The following is a 14,955-nucleotide window of genomic DNA, read 5'->3' as shown; positions in this document are numbered from 1 at the left end:
GCCCTCAGTGCCCGCCCTTCATCCGCCGCGCCACCAGGTAGATCCCCAACCCCACCAGCGCAGTCGCCGCGCCAATGTAGCCGGTACTGGTCCAGCCGAACCCCGCGGTAATCGCCATGCCGCCAAACCATGGCCCCAGCGCATTGGCCAGGTTGAACGCCGCATGGTTCGATGCCGCCGCCAGGCTCGGCGCTTCATGTGCAATGTCCATCAGGCGAATCTGCAAGGGGGCGGCCAGTGCGATCATGGTGCCGACCAGCCCGCAGCCCAGCAGCACGCCCCACGGCGAGCTGGCCGCGAAGGGGAACAGGCTCAGCACCGCAATCGACCACACCAGCACCAACCCCACCGCGCGAAACTGCAGGCGGTCGAACAGCTTGCCGCCCGCGATGTTGCCGATGATGCCGCCCACCCCGAACGCCGCCAGCCCGAATGGAATCCACTGTGGCGACACCTTGGTCACCTGCAGCATGGTCGGCGCCAGGTAACTGAACACGCAGAACATGCCGGCAAAACCGATCGAGGCGATGGCCAGCGCCATCCACACCTGCGGCAGGCGAAACGCCTGGAGCTCCTTGCGCGGGTCGCTGCGCACTTCATCGTGACGCTGCGGCACGTAGCGCCACACCAGCCCGATGGTGCACAGCGCAATCGCGCCCACCAGCACGAACGCCGCGCGCCAACCGAAGAACTGCCCCAGGAAGGTCGCCACCGGGTTGCCCAGCAGCATCGCCAGGGTAAGCCCCATCATCACCCGTGCCACCGCGCCCGCGCGCTGGTCGGTGGCCACCATGCTCGAGGCCACCACCGCCGCGATGCCGAAGTAGGCGCCGTGGGGCAGGCCGCTGATAAAGCGAAACGCCACCAGCCCGGCGAAGGAGGGCGCGAAGGCCGTGGCCAGGTTGCCGATCGCATACAGCGCCATCAGCAACAGCAGCATGTGCTTGCGCAGCAGCTTGGCGCCCAGAATCGCCAGGGCCGGCGCACCCACCATCACGCCCAGGGCATAGGCGCTGATGGCATGGCCCACCTGGGGCTCGCTCAGGTGCAGGTTGCTGGCGATGTCGGGCATCAGCCCCATGATCGCGAACTCGCCGGTACCGATGGCAAAACTTCCCAGGGCCATGGCGGCTTCCATCTTGCCGACGGTGGCTCTGGAATAGGCGAGTGGCGGCGCTTGCTGAATGGTCATCTGAATCCTTGAAACAAACTGAAACGTTAAAGCGGGAAGCTTAATCAATCTGCACCCTACGCGTCGAGAATCAGGGCACGCGCATTGGAATCGCCGCACAAGGCGCGGTGAGTACCGGGCCTGCTCGCGTCAATCACGCTACCATTGCCCGCGTTCCCCAAACGCCCAATGGAGTTGGTCTTGACCGGTTACCCAACCACCCGCAAACACCTGATCCACGCCCTCGGCTTCTCGATGGCAGCGTTGCTGCTCGGCGCCTGCACCAGCGCAACCCCGCCTGCGCCATCCAGCACCGCCTTGCCCGCCGCCCCGGAAATCGCCTCGGGCTACCGCACAGGCATGGCCCCGGTACAGGCACAGCACCATATGGCCGCGGCAGCCAACCCCCTGGCAAGCGCCGCCGGCCAGGCGATGCTGCGCAAGGGCGGGTCTGCGATCGATGCCGCCATTGCCATGCAGGCGGTGTTGACCCTGGTGGAGCCGCAGTCCAGCGGCATCGGCGGCGGCGCCTTCATCCTGTACTGGGATGGCAAGCAGGTGCAGGCGTTCGATGGGCGGGAGACGGCGCCCCAAGGGGCCGACAGCCGCCTGTTCCTCAAGCCGGACGGCACGCCGATGGGATTCAAGGACGCCCAGATCGGCGGTCGCTCGGTGGGCGTGCCCGGTGTGCTCAGGGCCCTGGAGATGGCGCACCAGCAACACGGCAAGCTGCCCTGGCGCGCGCTGTTCCAGCCGGCCATCGACCTGGCCCGCGACGGCTTCCCCGTGTCTGCGCGGCTGCATGCCCTGATTGCCGCCTCCACCTCGATACCGCAGTCGCCTGCACTGGCCCGTTACCTGCTCACGCCCCAGGGCCAGCCCTTGCCCGTGGGCACGCTGCTGAAGAACCCCGAGCTGGCGCAAACCCTGGAGGCCATCGCCAACCAGGGCCCGGACGCCTTCTATCACGGGCCCATCGCCGAGGCGATGGTGCAGCAGGTCAATGCCCACAGTAACCCCGGCACGTTGTCGCTGGGCGACATTGCAGGCTATCGGGCCAAGGTGCGCGTGCCGGTATGCGGGCCGTACAAGCAGTGGACGGTCTGCGGCATGCCGCCACCGTCGTCCGGTGGCGTCGCGGTACTGCAGACGCTGGGCATCCTGGAGGCGCTGCAGCGCCAGAAACCGGCACTGGACCTGGCCGCGATGGCGCCCGAAAAAGCTCGCCCCGGGGGCGGCATGCAACCCTCCGCCCAGGCCGTGCACCTGATTGCCGAAGCCGAGCGCCTGGCCTATGCCGACCGCGCCCTGTACCTGGCCGACAGCGACCAGGTGCCGGTCAATGTGCCAGGGCTCACCAGCAAGGCGTACCTGGCCCAACGCGCCACGCTGATCGGTGACCGGAGCATGGGCGTCGCCACTGCCGGTGTGCCGCCCGGCATGCCCCTGGCATGGGCGCCTGACCGCTCGCCGTTGCGCATTTCCACCTCGCAGATCGTCGCGGTGGACGATCAGGGCGGCGCGCTGTCGATGACCACCTCGGTCGAGGCGGCGTTCGGCTCTCATGTGCTGGTCAAGGGCTTTCTGCTCAACAACCAGATGACCGACTTTTCGTTCATCCCCGAGGAGAACGGCAAGCCGGTGGCCAACCGCATCGCACCGGGCAAGCGGCCGCGCTCCTCGATGGCGCCGACCCTGGTGTTCGACCAGGCCAGCGGCCAGTTGGTGGCCGCCCTCGGCTCGCCCGGCGGCTCGCAGATCATCGAGTACGTGAACAAGGCGCTGATCGGCTTGCTGGACTGGAAGCTCGACCCGCAGCAGGCCGTCGACCTGCCCAACTTCGGCAGCCGCAACGTCGGCACCGAAGTGGAGGCCGGGCTGATCGGCCCCGCCCTGATCGAGCAGCTCAAGGCCCGCGGGCATGCGGTATCGCCCATCGAGATGACCAGCGGCACGCAGGTCATCGTGCGTGATGGGCAGGGCTGGTCGGCCGGTGCCGACCCACGTCGCGAGGGCGTCGCGTTGGGCGACTGAGTTTTTTGCCTGCCCAAGCTGGTAGGGTACGCAACGGTATCCCGCCAGGGCTGTTTTTTCAGAGGATCAAGCGAAGATGAGTCTGCAGTCAGTCAAAGCGTTTTTCTCCCACCATTCACCCGACCTGCAGGTGCTGGAACTGGCGTCCAGCACCGCCACCGTCGCCCTGGCCGCCGAGGCGCTGGCGGTCGAGCCGGGGCAGATCGCCAAGTCGCTCTCGCTGCGCGTGGGCGAGGAGGTGATCGTGCTGGTGGTACGCGGCGATGCGCGCCTGTGCAACCGCAAGTACAAGCAGCAGTTCGGCGTCAAGGCACGCATGCTCGAGGCCGAGCAGGTCGAGCAGCACACCGGCCACCCCATCGGCGGCGTGTGCCCCTTCGGCCTGAGCCAGCCGCTGCGGGTGTACTGCGACGAGTCGCTGAAGGACTTCGAGGTGGTCTTCCCCGCCGGCGGTGCGGTCAATGCGGCGGTGCGCATCGAGCCCGAGCGCCTGGCTACCCTGGTCAACGCGCAGTGGGTCGACGTGATCCAGCCACTGGCCTGAAGTCGCCAGGCGCGCAAGCGGTGGTGGCGCGGGGTTATGAAAACCGCTCGATTATCCGTTGCAGGGCAACAGCGGGCAGGCCGACTTGCCACGGCAAGCCGGCCTGCCCGGGGGTCACACGCAGATCTGCTTGCGCGCACCGCGTGGCAGGCGGCAACGGTCGGCCTGGCTGCTCAGGCGGGCCTGCCAGCTGGCCTTGACGCTGAACGCGGGCGCCGGCGCCGGCGCGGCCTGTTGCTGGCGCTGCTTGCGCAGTTCGGCCAGCGAAGGGGTCTTGGCCTTGGCGGCCACGGCTGCCGAATCGGGGGCAGCCAGCGAGCGCAGGCAGGACTTGCACGACACCTGATCCGCTGCCTGAGTGCTGTTGAGGGTCTGACTGGTACGCCCGCAGGCGGCATTGGCGCCGTTCGCCGAATAGTGTGTAACCAAACCGTACATCTCCAACCTGTTGATAACAAAGGCGCTATTTTCGCACAGCCGCGCCGCTGGGTGGGCGCCGGCTTCAGTTCACCAAGGAGAAGACACATGCAATACCGCGTGATTAAAGCGCACCGCAGCGAATTCCCTCAGCCCATCACCTTTGCCAAGGGGGCCGTGCTGGAGGTGGGGGAGGTGTACCAGGGCGATGACGGATGGGACAACTGGTACTTCTGCACCACGCCCGGCCAGCAGGGTGGCTGGGTGCCGGCGCAGGTGATCGAAAGGCTGGGCGAGCAGGCAGGCCGCGCGCGCGAGGACTACACCGCCAGGGAGCTGGACGTGGACATTGGCGATGAGTTGCTCTGCGCGAGGTCGCTCAACGGCTGGTCCTGGTGCACAAGGTCGCGCGACGCGCAGGCCGGCTGGGTGCCTTCAAGCCATCTGCGCCACATCGAACAGGCGCCGGCGGCACCGACCCGCCGAAGGGCTGCACGCGGGTTCAACGGTGCGAGCGCTGATGCTCGCTGCACCTGTCGCGTATTGACGCCCGCCCGTGACGCCCACTAGGCTCGCTGCCGGTCCCTTTCATGGAGTGCTGCAATGGTTACCTGCTACCTGCGCTACATCGTCGATGCCTACAAGCTGCAAGAGTTCGAAGCCTACGGGCGCATGTGGATACCGCTGGTAGAGAAATTCGGCGGCCAGCACCATGGCTACTTCCTGCCCAGCGAAGGCGCCAACAACGTCGCCCTGGCGATGTTCTCGTTCCCGAGCCTGGCAGCGTACGAACGTTACCGCGAACAGTCGAAAACCGACGCCGAGTGCATCGCCGCGTTCAAGTACGCCGAAGACACCCGGTGCATCATCAGCTACGAGCGCAGTTTCTTCCGCCCTGTACTGGGCTGACCCCATCACGGCGCAAGCCCCCTCCTGTGGGAGCGGGCTTGACCCGCGATCGGGCCGCAGAGCGGCCCCAACTGCCGCCTACAGCTTCATCACCACCGACTTCAGCTCGGTGTAATGCTCGATGGCCGCCGCGCCCATCTCGCGCCCCACGCCCGACAGCTTGTAGCCGCCAAACGGCAGCGCCGGGTCCAGCGCACTGTGACAGTTGACCCACACCGAGCCCGACTTGATGCGCGGCACCATGCGGTGCACCTGCGCCAGGTCGTTGGACCAGATGCTCGCGCCCAGGCCATAGGCACTGTCGTTGGCCAGGCGAATCGCCTCGTCCATGTCGTCGAACGGAATCGCCACCAGCACCGGCCCGAAAATCTCCTCCTGCACCAGCGGGCACTGCTGGTCGACGTCGGCAATCACCGTCGGCTGCACGAAATACCCCGGCCCGTAATACTCGCCGCCACACGCCACCTTGGCGCCCAGCTCGCGGCCCATGTCGATGTAGCGGCCCACCCGTGCCTGCTGCTTGGCCGAGATCAACGGGCCCATGTCGATGCTCGGGTCCAGGCCATTGCCCAGCTTCATGCCGTTGGCGATGCCGGCAATATCGGCCACCACGCGGTCGAAATGCTTGCGGTGCACATACAGGCGCGACCCCGCGCAGCACACCTGCCCCTGGTTGAAGAAGATCGCGCTGGCGGCACCGGCAGCGGCCACCTCAAGGTCGGCGTCGGCCAGGATGATGGTCGGCGATTTGCCGCCCAGCTCCAGCGTCACCCGCGTCATCGAATCCATCGCCGCCTTGCCGATCAGCTTGCCCACCTCGGTCGAGCCGGTGAAGGTCACCTTGTCCAGCAGCGGGTGCGCCGACAGCGCCGCACCGGCCACCGCGCCCACGCCGGTGACCACGTTGAACACGCCCGCCGGGTAGCCGGCCTCCAGTACCAGTTCGGCCAGCTTGAGCGCGCTCAACGGGGTTTCGTCCGCCGGCTTGAGCACCACGCTGCACCCGGTGGCCAGCGCCGGGCCCAGCTTCCAGCAGGCCAGTAGCAGGGGGAAGTTCCACGCCACGATGGCACCCACCACACCCACCGCCTCGCGGCGCACATAGGCATGGAACTCGCCGTCGAACAGCGGCAGCGACGGGTCGACCGTGGTGCCTTCGATCTTGGTTGCCCAGCCGGCCATGTAGCGCAGCGAGTCGATGGCCATCTGCACGTCCATCACCCGCGCCACCTGCGCGCTCTTGCCGTTGTTCAGGCATTCGAGCTCGGCGAACACCTGGGCATCGCGCTCGATCAGGTCGGCCAGCTTCCACAGCAGGTTCTGGCGCTCGCGCGGGCGCATGCGGCTCCAGGGCGAGTCATCGAACGCCTGGCGCGCGGCACGTACCGCCTGGTCGACATCCTCGACCGTGGCGGCAGGCACCTGGGCCAGCGCCTGGCCGTTGGCCGGGTTGAGCAGTTGCAGCGTGGCGCCATCGCTGGCGCCGCGCCAGTCGGCACCGATCAGCATGCGGTGCTGCCGCTGTACGAACGCCTGGGTATCACTGTGAACCGGGAAGGCATGGGTCATGGGTGTGGCTCTCTTGTTATTGAAAGGAACCCGAGGCATTCAGCAACCCTTGTGCCAGCTTTTTTCTACTACCAAAGTACTTGTTTTTCAGGGGTTTGGAGGGCTTGAGCCGGTTCTGTGCGTATTAGGTCGAGACAAACGGTGAGACACATGAGACGCCCCTGAGAAATCCCGCAAAGCCTTGCAAACCGGGCCTGCAACGGGGCAGGTGGCAGCCGGGCACTTCACCGCAGGTTGACGCCCTCAAAGCGCAACCAATTGATATCAATGGATTAATTTCGTTGGCACGAAGCCTGCTACGGCCTGTGTGCCGCCCATTGGGTGGCTCATCCGACAAAAACAATAAACAGGTGACTCGATGAGCAAGACCGTACTGTCAAGCGTGCCGGCACACCGCCGTCGTACTGCATTGGGCTGGGCACAGGCCTGGACGCTGGGCCTCGCCGGCTGCCTGGGCAGCCAGGCGCACGCCGTGGATGTGGACGCCGGGGACTACACCGCCTTGCCCGAAGGCACCAACCTGGGCATGGTCTACTACCAGCATGCCGAACGTCGCTCGCTGTACTCCGGTGGCCACAAGCAGCCGGTGCGTGCCGGGCTGAACTCCGACATCGGCATTCTCAGGGGCGTGCACTTCATGAAGCTGGGCGGGTTCACCATCGACCCGCAGTTCCTGCTGCCCTTCGGCCAGCTCGAAGGCAAGCGCGACACCTCGGGCCTGGGCAAGAGCGATGGCGGCATCGGCGACCTGATCCTGGCCTCCACCGTGTGGCTGGTGGAGCGCCCGGAAGAAAAGACCTATTTCGGCATCACCCCGTTCCTCTACGTGCCCACCGGCCGCTACGACCGCGACGACGCGCTCAACATCGGCGAGAACCGCTGGAAGTTCGCGCTGCAGGCCGGCTATATCCAGGGCCTGGGCGACAAGTGGTGGCTGGACCTGATTGGCGACGTCACCTGGTTCGGCAAGAACGACGACGCCACCTCCGCCGGCCTGACCCTGCGCCAGTCCGCGCTGTACCAGGGCCAGGCGTTCCTGCGCTACCAGCTCACCCCGAGCCTGGACCTGCGCGTGGGCTACTCCAGGTTGTGGGGCGGCGAAACCCGCCTGGACGGCGTCGACCAGCACGACAAACCCGACACCGCCAAGTTTCTGGTGGGCGCAGGCTGGTTCGTCACGCCCAAGACCCAGCTGCTGTTCAACTATGGCCGTGACCAGTCGGTGGAAAACGGTTTCAAGGAAGGCGACCGCTTCAACGTACGCCTGATGCAGGTGTTCTGACCCGCACCTGCAGCCATCACCGAGGACACCGAACATGAAAAAACCTTTGCGTACTTCATTGCTGATGCTGTGCCTGGCCACCCCGCTGGCAGCCCTTGCCGCCGGGGTGGACGAGGCCGCCATCCGCGCCACCGAACAGGCCGGCGGCGAGTGGCTCAGCCACGGCCGCACCTATGCCGAACAACGCTTCAGCCCGCTCAAACAGATCGACGCCAGCAACGTCAGGTCACTGGGCCTGGCCTGGTACATGGACCTGGACAACACCCGCGGCCTGGAGGCGACACCGCTGTTCCACGACGGGGTGATCTACACCTCGATGTCCTGGAGCCGGGTGATCGCGGTCGACGCCGCCAGCGGCAAGGAGCTGTGGCGCTACGACCCCGAGGTGGCCAAGGTCAAGGCCCGTACCTCGTGCTGCGACGCGGTCAACCGCGGCGTGGCACTGTGGGGCGACAAGGTCTACGTCGGCACCCTGGACGGGCGTCTGATCGCCCTCGACGCCAAGACCGGCAAGGCCATCTGGAGCCAGCAGACCACCGACCCGGCCAAGCCCTACAGCATCACCGGCGCGCCACGGGTGGTCAAAGGCAAGGTCATCATCGGCAACGGCGGCGCCGAATACGGCGTGCGCGGCTTCGTCTCGGCCTATGACGCCGACACCGGCAAACTGGCCTGGCGCTTCTACACCGTACCGGGCGACCCGGCGCTGCCCTACGAGCACCCCGAACTGCGCGAAGCGGCCAAGACCTGGCAGGGCGACCAGTACTGGAAGCTCGGCGGTGGCGGCACGGTGTGGGACAGCATGGCCTACGACCCCGAGCTGGACCTGCTCTACGTCGGCACCGGCAACGGCTCGCCGTGGAACCGCGAGGTGCGCAGCCCGGGCGGTGGCGACAACCTGTACCTGTCGTCGATCCTCGCCATCCGCCCCGACACCGGCAAGCTGGCCTGGCACTACCAGGTCACCCCGGGCGACAGCTGGGACTTCACCGCCACCCAGCAGATCACCCTGGCCGAGCTGAACATCGACGGCAAACCGCGCAAGGTCCTGATGCAGGCGCCTAAAAACGGCTTCTTCTACGTGCTCGACCGCACCAACGGCAAGCTGATCTCGGCTGAGAAGTTCGGCAAGGTCACCTGGGCCGAGAAGGTCGACCTCGCCACCGGCCGGCCGGTCGAGGCCCCTGGGGTGCGCTACGAAAAAGAGCCCATCGTGATGTGGCCCAGCCCCTTCGGCGCGCACAACTGGCATTCGATGTCGTTCAACCCCGGCACCGGCCTGGTGTACATCCCCTACCAGGAAGTGCCCGGTGTGTACCGCAACGAAGGCAAGGACTTCGTCACCCGCAAGGCATTCAACACCGCCGCCGGCTTTGCCGACGCCACCGACGTGCCGGCCGCCGTGGTCAGCGGCGCCTTGCTGGCCTGGGACCCGGTCAAGCAGAAGGCCGCCTGGAAGGTGCCGTACCCCACGCACTGGAACGGCGGCACCCTGAGCACCGCCGGCAACCTGGTGTTCCAGGGCACTGCGGCGGGGCAGATGCATGCCTATTCCGCCGACAAGGGCGAGGCGCTGTGGCAGTTCGAGGCGCAAAGCGGCATCGTTGCCGCGCCCATGACCTTCGAACTGGCCGGGCGTCAGTACGTGGCGATCATGGCCGGCTGGGGCGGCGTGGCCACCCTGACCGGCGGCGAGTCGATGAACCTGCCGGGCATGAAGAACCGCAGCCGCCTGCTGGTGTTCGCCCTCGATGGCAAGGCGCAGTTGCCGCCACCGCCCCTGGCGCCCGCCAAGGTCGAGCGCGTGCCCCAGCCCGTCACCGCAGCACCCGAGCAGGTGCAGGCCGGCAAGCAGCTGTATGGCCAGTTCTGCAGCGTGTGCCACGGCATGGGCACCATCAGCGGCGGTTTGATCCCCGACCTGCGCCAGTCCAGCGACGCCACCCGCGAGCACTTCCAGCAGATCGTCCTGCAGGGCGCGCTCAAGCCACTGGGCATGCCGTCGTTCGACGACTCGCTCAAGCCCGAGGAGGTCGAGCAGATCAAGCTCTACGTGATGTCGCGCGAGTACGAGGACTACATGGCGCGCCACAAAGCCGCACCTTGAATCGCACCGGCGGCCTGTGTACGTCACAGGCCGCCGGTCGGGTGCGTGTTGGTGCTCCGGGTCGATCTGGTCTTTTCTGAAAGAAGTCACATCGCTGGCAGTCTTTGTGACCTCAACGGAAGAACCCGACTACCTCAGGAGCCACTGCCATGTCCGCCATCCCTTCGCGCAGCCCCCGCAGGACGCCACTTGCCCGCAACAAGGACGTGACCGCGCTGGTCCCGGACTTCCCGTTCCACTACGCCGACTACCTCGCCGCCGCCCGTGCCGCCGGCCAGCCGCTGTGCCGCGTGCCGCCCGAGTGCTGGGGCCGCAAGGTGCTGGTGGTCGGCGCCGGTATCGCCGGCCTGGTGGCGGCCTACGAACTGCTGAAGATGGGCCTGCACCCGGTGGTGCTGGAGGCCGGCGAGCGCATCGGCGGGCGGCTGTATTCCAGGGTCATGGGCGACCCCGGCGCCGAGGTTATCTGCGAGCTGGGCGCCATGCGCTTTCCGGTATCCGGCAAGGCGCTGTTCCACTACTTCGACAAGGTGGGCATGACCGCGCAGTCGGCGGACTTTCCCAACCCCGGCACAGCGGCCGCAGTCAGCACCGTGGTCGACTACCAGGGCCGCGTGAAGTACTACGAGCACGACAGCCCGGTGTTCCCCGTGCCACCGGAGTACCTGCAGCTCGAAGAGCAGTTCTTCGACACCTTTCTGGCGGGCGCGCCGTTCTACTTCCATGAACTGGAAACCGCCATGACCGAAGGCAGCATCGACCAGAAAGCCATCAAGCGCCTGTGGAATGCCATCGTCCACTGCGGCGCCGGCCGCAGCTGGGACGACGTCAGTTTCTATCAGGCCCTGCTGCTGGAGTCGGGGTGGAGCCGCGAGCAGATCAACCTGTTCGGCCAGATCGGCTTCGGCACCGGTGGCTGGAACACCGACTACCCCAACAGCATTCTCGAAGTGCTGCGGGTGCTGTACACCGGGCTGGATGCCAGCCACCGGCTCATGTACCAGGGCGCCGAGGCACTGCCCAGGGCGCTGTGGACGCAATCGCCCACTGCGTTGGGCGACCCCTGCGACAACGGCCAGGGCGACAGCAGCGTCGAGTCGATGACCCGCCAGGTATTTGCCGAGCCGTTCAACCAGGAAGTCCGGCATATCAGCCCGCTGGCGAACGGTGAGTTCTCGGTACTGGTCCACGACCTCAAGCGCGATACCAGCGCCTGGCTGACCATCGGCCACGTGGTCTACACCCCGCACCTGCGGGTACTCGACAAGCTGCGCGCCAGCGGCACCGTGCAGCAACTGAAGGCCATGGACGCGCTGCTGCCCAGCGCGACCTGGGAGGCCGTCAAATATACCCACTACATGCAGTCGGCAAAGATCTTCGCGGCCACCCGGCGGCCCTTCTGGCACGAACGACCGGGGCCGATGCAGGAACGCACGCTGAGCGTGACGCTGTCCGATGGCCTCACCCGTGGCACCTACCTGGTCGATTACGCGCAGGCGCCAAGCGGCTACCGCGGCAGCGGCATCTTCCTGTCGTACACCTGGAACGACGATGCGCTGAAGTTCCTGGGCGACCGCGCCAGGCCGGCGCCGCAGCATGCCCAGCTGTGCACCACGTTGCTGCAGGCCATCTACCCCAACGTGGACCTCGCCGCGCACTACAGTGCCAGCAACACCTTCGTCGAGTTCAACTGGGAGGACCAGCCGCACTACCTGGGCGCCTTCAAGATGAACCTGCCCGGGCAGTACGCCTACCAGCGCAGGCTCTTCGCGCAGTTCATGACCGGGGTGGGCAGCGCCACGCCCTACGGCTTCGTGCTGGCCGGCGACGACGTGTCCTGGACCGGTGGCTGGGCCGAGGGCGCGGTTACCAGCGCACTCAATGCGGTGAACAAGATTGCCGTGTGCCTGGGCGGCGCGAGCGACCCGAGCAACCCCGGCCCGGTGGAATCCTGGGCCGACCTGCAACCGGTCGAACTGCGCTGAAGCTATCCACAAAAAAAGTGGGTAGCTCTGTGGATAAAGCGCTACACGCTGCGTACCACAAGGGCTGCGTCAGTTTGATTACAAACTGAACAGCTTCCCTGGGTGTGCGTGGGGGGCTGTTGGCCACTGTGCCAAGTTCGTCATGCCCGTGGTCCGAATCGATCAAGCCCGGCCCCGGTCGATGGGGCACGATGGGCGGTCTGTCCAAGGAGCTGACCATGATTCGACTGACCCTTACCCAAGCCCATGAACTGGCAGAGTCGATCCTGCTGCACAACGGTTTCAACGCGGCGCACGCCGCAGCCGTGACGGCCACGGTGGTCGCCGGGGAGCGCGATGGCTGCGCCTCCCATGGGCTGTACCGGGTGATCGGCTGTGTGAACTCGCTCAAGGCCGGCAAGGTGTCGGCGGCGGCCGAGCCGCAGGTGATCGACCAGGCGCCCTCGATCGTGCGTGTGGATGCTGCTGGCGGCTTCTCGCAGCTGGCGTTCCAGGCCGGCTTGCCGATGCTGCAGGCCAAGGCCCGCAGCAACGGCATCGCGGCCCTGGCCATCAACCACTGCGTGCACTTTTCGGCGTTGTGGGTCGAGATCGAACAACTGACCGAGGCCGGCCTGGTGGCGCTGGCGTGCAACCCCAGCCATGCCTGGGTGGCGCCGGCCGGGGGCAGCCAGCCGGTGTTCGGCACCAACCCCATCGCGTTCGGCTGGCCGCGTGCGGGCGCCAACCCGTTCGTATTCGACTTTGCCACCAGCGCGATTGCGCGCGGCGATATCGAGCTGCATCGGCGCGCCGGCAAGGCCATCCCCGAAGGCTGGGGCGTGGATGCCCAGGGGCAGCCGAGCACCGACCCGAACGTGGTGCTCGACAGTGGCGCGATGCTCACCTTTGGTGGGCACAAGGGTTCGGCGCTGGCGGCGATGGTCGAGCTGATTGCCGGGCCGCTGATCGGCGACCTGACCAGTGCCGAGTCGCTGGCCTATGACGCGGGCAGCAAGTCCTCGCCGTACCATGGCGAGCTGATCCTCGCGCTGGACCCGCAGCGGTTTCTGGGGGCGGGCGCCGAGGCGCACCTGGCGCGGGCGGAGGCGGTGTTTGCGGGCATCGAGGGGCAGGGTGCGCGGCTGCCGTCACAGCGCCGCTTCGAGGCGCGCAAGCGCAGCCTGGAGGAGGGCGTGCAGATCCCCGAGGCGCTGTACAACGACCTCAAGGCATTGCTGAACTGAAACCCCATCGCGGGCCAAGCCCGCTCCCACAGGGTCTCCACTGACCATGAACACAGTGGTGTACCTGTGGGAGCGGGCTTGACCCGCGATGGGCTGCAAAGCAGCCCCAAATCAGTCAGAGCGGTTCGCGACTACTACAACCCTCCACCAACCGCACAATCCCCAGCGGGTTGCCATCCTGCAACGCCGCCGGCAGCAGATCATCCGGGCAGTTCTGGTAACACACCGGCCGCAGGAACCGATCGATCGCCAGGCTCCCCACCGACGTCCCCCGCGCATCCGAGGTGGCCGGGTAGGGCCCGCCATGCACCATCGCATCGCACACTTCAACACCGGTCGGGTAGCCGTTGAACAGCACCCGCCCGACCTTCTGCTCCAGCAGCGGCAGCACCTGGGCAAACTGCGCCAGGTCGTCGGCTTCTGCAATCAGGGTGGCGGTCAACTGCCCATGCAGGCTCGCCAGCGCGCTGTGCAACTGATCCGCATCGGCCACTTCCACCACCACCGTGGTCGGCCCGAACACCTCCTCCTGCAACAGTGCATCACCGTCGAGCAGCAAGCTCACATCTGCCTTGAACAGCTGCGGCTGCGCCTGGTTGCCCTGTTGTTCACGGCCCGCCAGGTGGCTCACCCCAGGGTGCGCCTGCAACGCCTGTACGCCCTTGGCATAACTGCGCAGGGTGCCGGCATTGAGCATGGTCTGCGCCGGCTGCTCGCCCAGCGTCGCCGCCAAGTGCGCAACAAACGCCGAAAACTGCGGCGAGCGCAGCCCGATCACCAGCCCGGGGTTGGTACAGAACTGCCCGCAGCCCATCACCACCGACGCCGCCAGCTCCGTGGCGATTTTCTCGCTGCGCACCTGCAGCGCCTGCGGCAGCACCAGCACCGGGTTGATGCTGCTCATTTCGGCAAACACCGGGATCGGCTGCGCCCGCGCCGCCGCCATGTCGCACAGCGCGCGCCCGCCCTTGAGCGAGCCGGTAAAGCCCACGGCCTGGATCGCCGGGTGCTTGACCAGCGCCTCGCCCACCCCGGCGCCATAGATCATGTTGAACACGCCCTCGGGCATGCCGGTGCGCTCGGCGGCGCGAATGATCGCGTTGGCCACGTGCTCGGCCGTGGCCATGTGCCCGCTGTGGGCCTTGAACACCACCGGGCAGCCGGCCGCCAGCGCCGCCGCGGTATCGCCCCCGGCGGTGGAGAACGCCAGCGGAAAGTTGCTGGCGCCGAACACCGCCACCGGCCCCACGCCGATACGGTACTGGCGCAGGTCCACCCGTGGCAGCGGCTGGCGCTCGGGCAATGCGCGGTCGATGCGTGCACCGTAGAAGTCGCCCCGGCGCAGCACCTGGGCAAACAGGCGCATCTGCCCGCTGGTGCGGCCGCGCTCGCCCTTGATCCGTGCCGTGGGCAAGGCTGTTTCGCGGGTTACCAGCGCGACGAAGTCATCGTCCAGCGCGTCCAGCTGCTCGGCTATGGCCTCCAGAAACTCCGCCCGGCGCCCGGCCGGCAGGTTGCGAAACGTCGGGTAGGCCGCCGCTGCGGCGCGGGCGGCAGCGTCCACTTCCTCGGCGGTGGCCTGGGTGAAACGGTACGGCAGGGCGTCGTCGGTGGTGGCGTCATGGCTGTGCAGGGTGATGTTGCCGGCGGCGCTGCGCGCACCGCCGATGTAGTTGTGGCCGATGATCTCGGTCATGCAGACCTCCTGTTG

General features: G+C 67.0%; 12 protein-coding genes. 8 read left to right on the top strand and 4 right to left on the bottom strand.

Annotated elements, in window-relative coordinates; translation table 11 throughout:
* Window positions 1-4 precede the first annotated feature (4 nt).
* Complete coding sequence (locus DN387_RS19430) at window positions 5-1,192, bottom strand: MFS transporter (RefSeq protein ID WP_054916125.1); 1,188 nt, start codon at window positions 1,190-1,192, stop codon at window positions 5-7.
* A gap of 234 nt (window positions 1,193-1,426) precedes the next feature.
* On the opposite strand from DN387_RS19430, the gene ggt reads away from it, so the two are divergent.
* Window positions 1,427-3,205, top strand: a complete 1,779-nt coding sequence (ggt, locus tag DN387_RS19425; RefSeq protein WP_082405777.1) for a gamma-glutamyltransferase — start codon at window positions 1,427-1,429, stop codon at window positions 3,203-3,205.
* 76 nt (window positions 3,206-3,281) lie between these two features.
* Complete coding sequence (locus tag DN387_RS19420; RefSeq protein WP_043861044.1) at window positions 3,282-3,749, top strand: YbaK/EbsC family protein; 468 nt, start codon at window positions 3,282-3,284, stop codon at window positions 3,747-3,749.
* 114 nt (window positions 3,750-3,863) lie between these two features.
* On the opposite strand, the gene DN387_RS19415 is transcribed toward DN387_RS19420, so the two are convergent.
* Window positions 3,864-4,178, bottom strand: a complete 315-nt coding sequence (locus DN387_RS19415) for a hypothetical protein (protein ID WP_054916136.1) — start codon at window positions 4,176-4,178, stop codon at window positions 3,864-3,866.
* 96 nt (window positions 4,179-4,274) lie between these two features.
* On the opposite strand from DN387_RS19415, the gene DN387_RS19410 reads away from it, so the two are divergent.
* Both DN387_RS19410 and DN387_RS19405 read left to right on the top strand, forming a co-directional pair.
* Window positions 4,275-4,736 carry an SH3 domain-containing protein gene (locus DN387_RS19410; RefSeq protein WP_082405776.1) on the top strand — a complete coding sequence of 154 codons (462 nt, stop codon included), beginning with the start codon at window positions 4,275-4,277 and terminating at the stop codon, window positions 4,734-4,736.
* Between the two features lie 33 nt (window positions 4,737-4,769).
* On the top strand, window positions 4,770-5,075 hold the full coding sequence (locus DN387_RS19405) for an NIPSNAP family protein (RefSeq protein WP_043861047.1): 306 nt from the start codon (window positions 4,770-4,772) through the stop codon (window positions 5,073-5,075).
* 78 nt (window positions 5,076-5,153) lie between these two features.
* Here DN387_RS19405 and DN387_RS19400 read toward each other — a convergent pair whose 3' ends face one another.
* The gene (locus DN387_RS19400) at window positions 5,154-6,644 is read right to left on the bottom strand and encodes an aldehyde dehydrogenase (RefSeq protein WP_043861048.1); all 1,491 of its coding nucleotides are present in this window, start codon (window positions 6,642-6,644) and stop codon (window positions 5,154-5,156) included.
* 358 nt (window positions 6,645-7,002) lie between these two features.
* Between DN387_RS19400 and DN387_RS19395 the strand changes: the two genes are divergently transcribed.
* The 4 genes from DN387_RS19395 (at window position 7,003) to DN387_RS19380 (ending at window position 13,244) form a co-directional block, all read left to right on the top strand.
* The gene (locus DN387_RS19395; protein WP_052504233.1) at window positions 7,003-7,926 is read left to right on the top strand and encodes a transporter; all 924 of its coding nucleotides are present in this window, start codon (window positions 7,003-7,005) and stop codon (window positions 7,924-7,926) included.
* Between the two features lie 34 nt (window positions 7,927-7,960).
* Window positions 7,961-10,033 (top strand): PQQ-dependent dehydrogenase, methanol/ethanol family, encoded by a 2,073-nt coding sequence (locus tag DN387_RS19390; RefSeq protein ID WP_054916123.1) that lies wholly within the window; start codon window positions 7,961-7,963, stop codon window positions 10,031-10,033.
* Window positions 10,034-10,182: 149 nt separating this feature from the next.
* On the top strand, window positions 10,183-12,018 hold the full coding sequence (locus DN387_RS19385) for an NAD(P)/FAD-dependent oxidoreductase (protein WP_054916122.1): 1,836 nt from the start codon (window positions 10,183-10,185) through the stop codon (window positions 12,016-12,018).
* A 218-nt stretch (window positions 12,019-12,236) separates the two neighbouring features.
* Window positions 12,237-13,244 (top strand): Ldh family oxidoreductase, encoded by a 1,008-nt coding sequence (locus DN387_RS19380; RefSeq protein ID WP_054916121.1) that lies wholly within the window; start codon window positions 12,237-12,239, stop codon window positions 13,242-13,244.
* A gap of 115 nt (window positions 13,245-13,359) precedes the next feature.
* Here DN387_RS19380 and DN387_RS19375 read toward each other — a convergent pair whose 3' ends face one another.
* A complete protein-coding gene (locus DN387_RS19375) occupies window positions 13,360-14,940 on the bottom strand; it encodes an aldehyde dehydrogenase (NADP(+)) (RefSeq protein WP_054916120.1) in 1,581 nt (526 codons plus the stop codon).
* Window positions 14,941-14,955: the final 15 nt, after the last annotated feature.

It is taken from the genome of Pseudomonas sp. FBF18, from assembly GCF_024261405.1.
GTDB lineage: Bacteria > Pseudomonadota > Gammaproteobacteria > Pseudomonadales > Pseudomonadaceae > Aquipseudomonas > Aquipseudomonas palmensis.
This window is presented reverse-complemented; position numbering and strand designations above follow the sequence as displayed.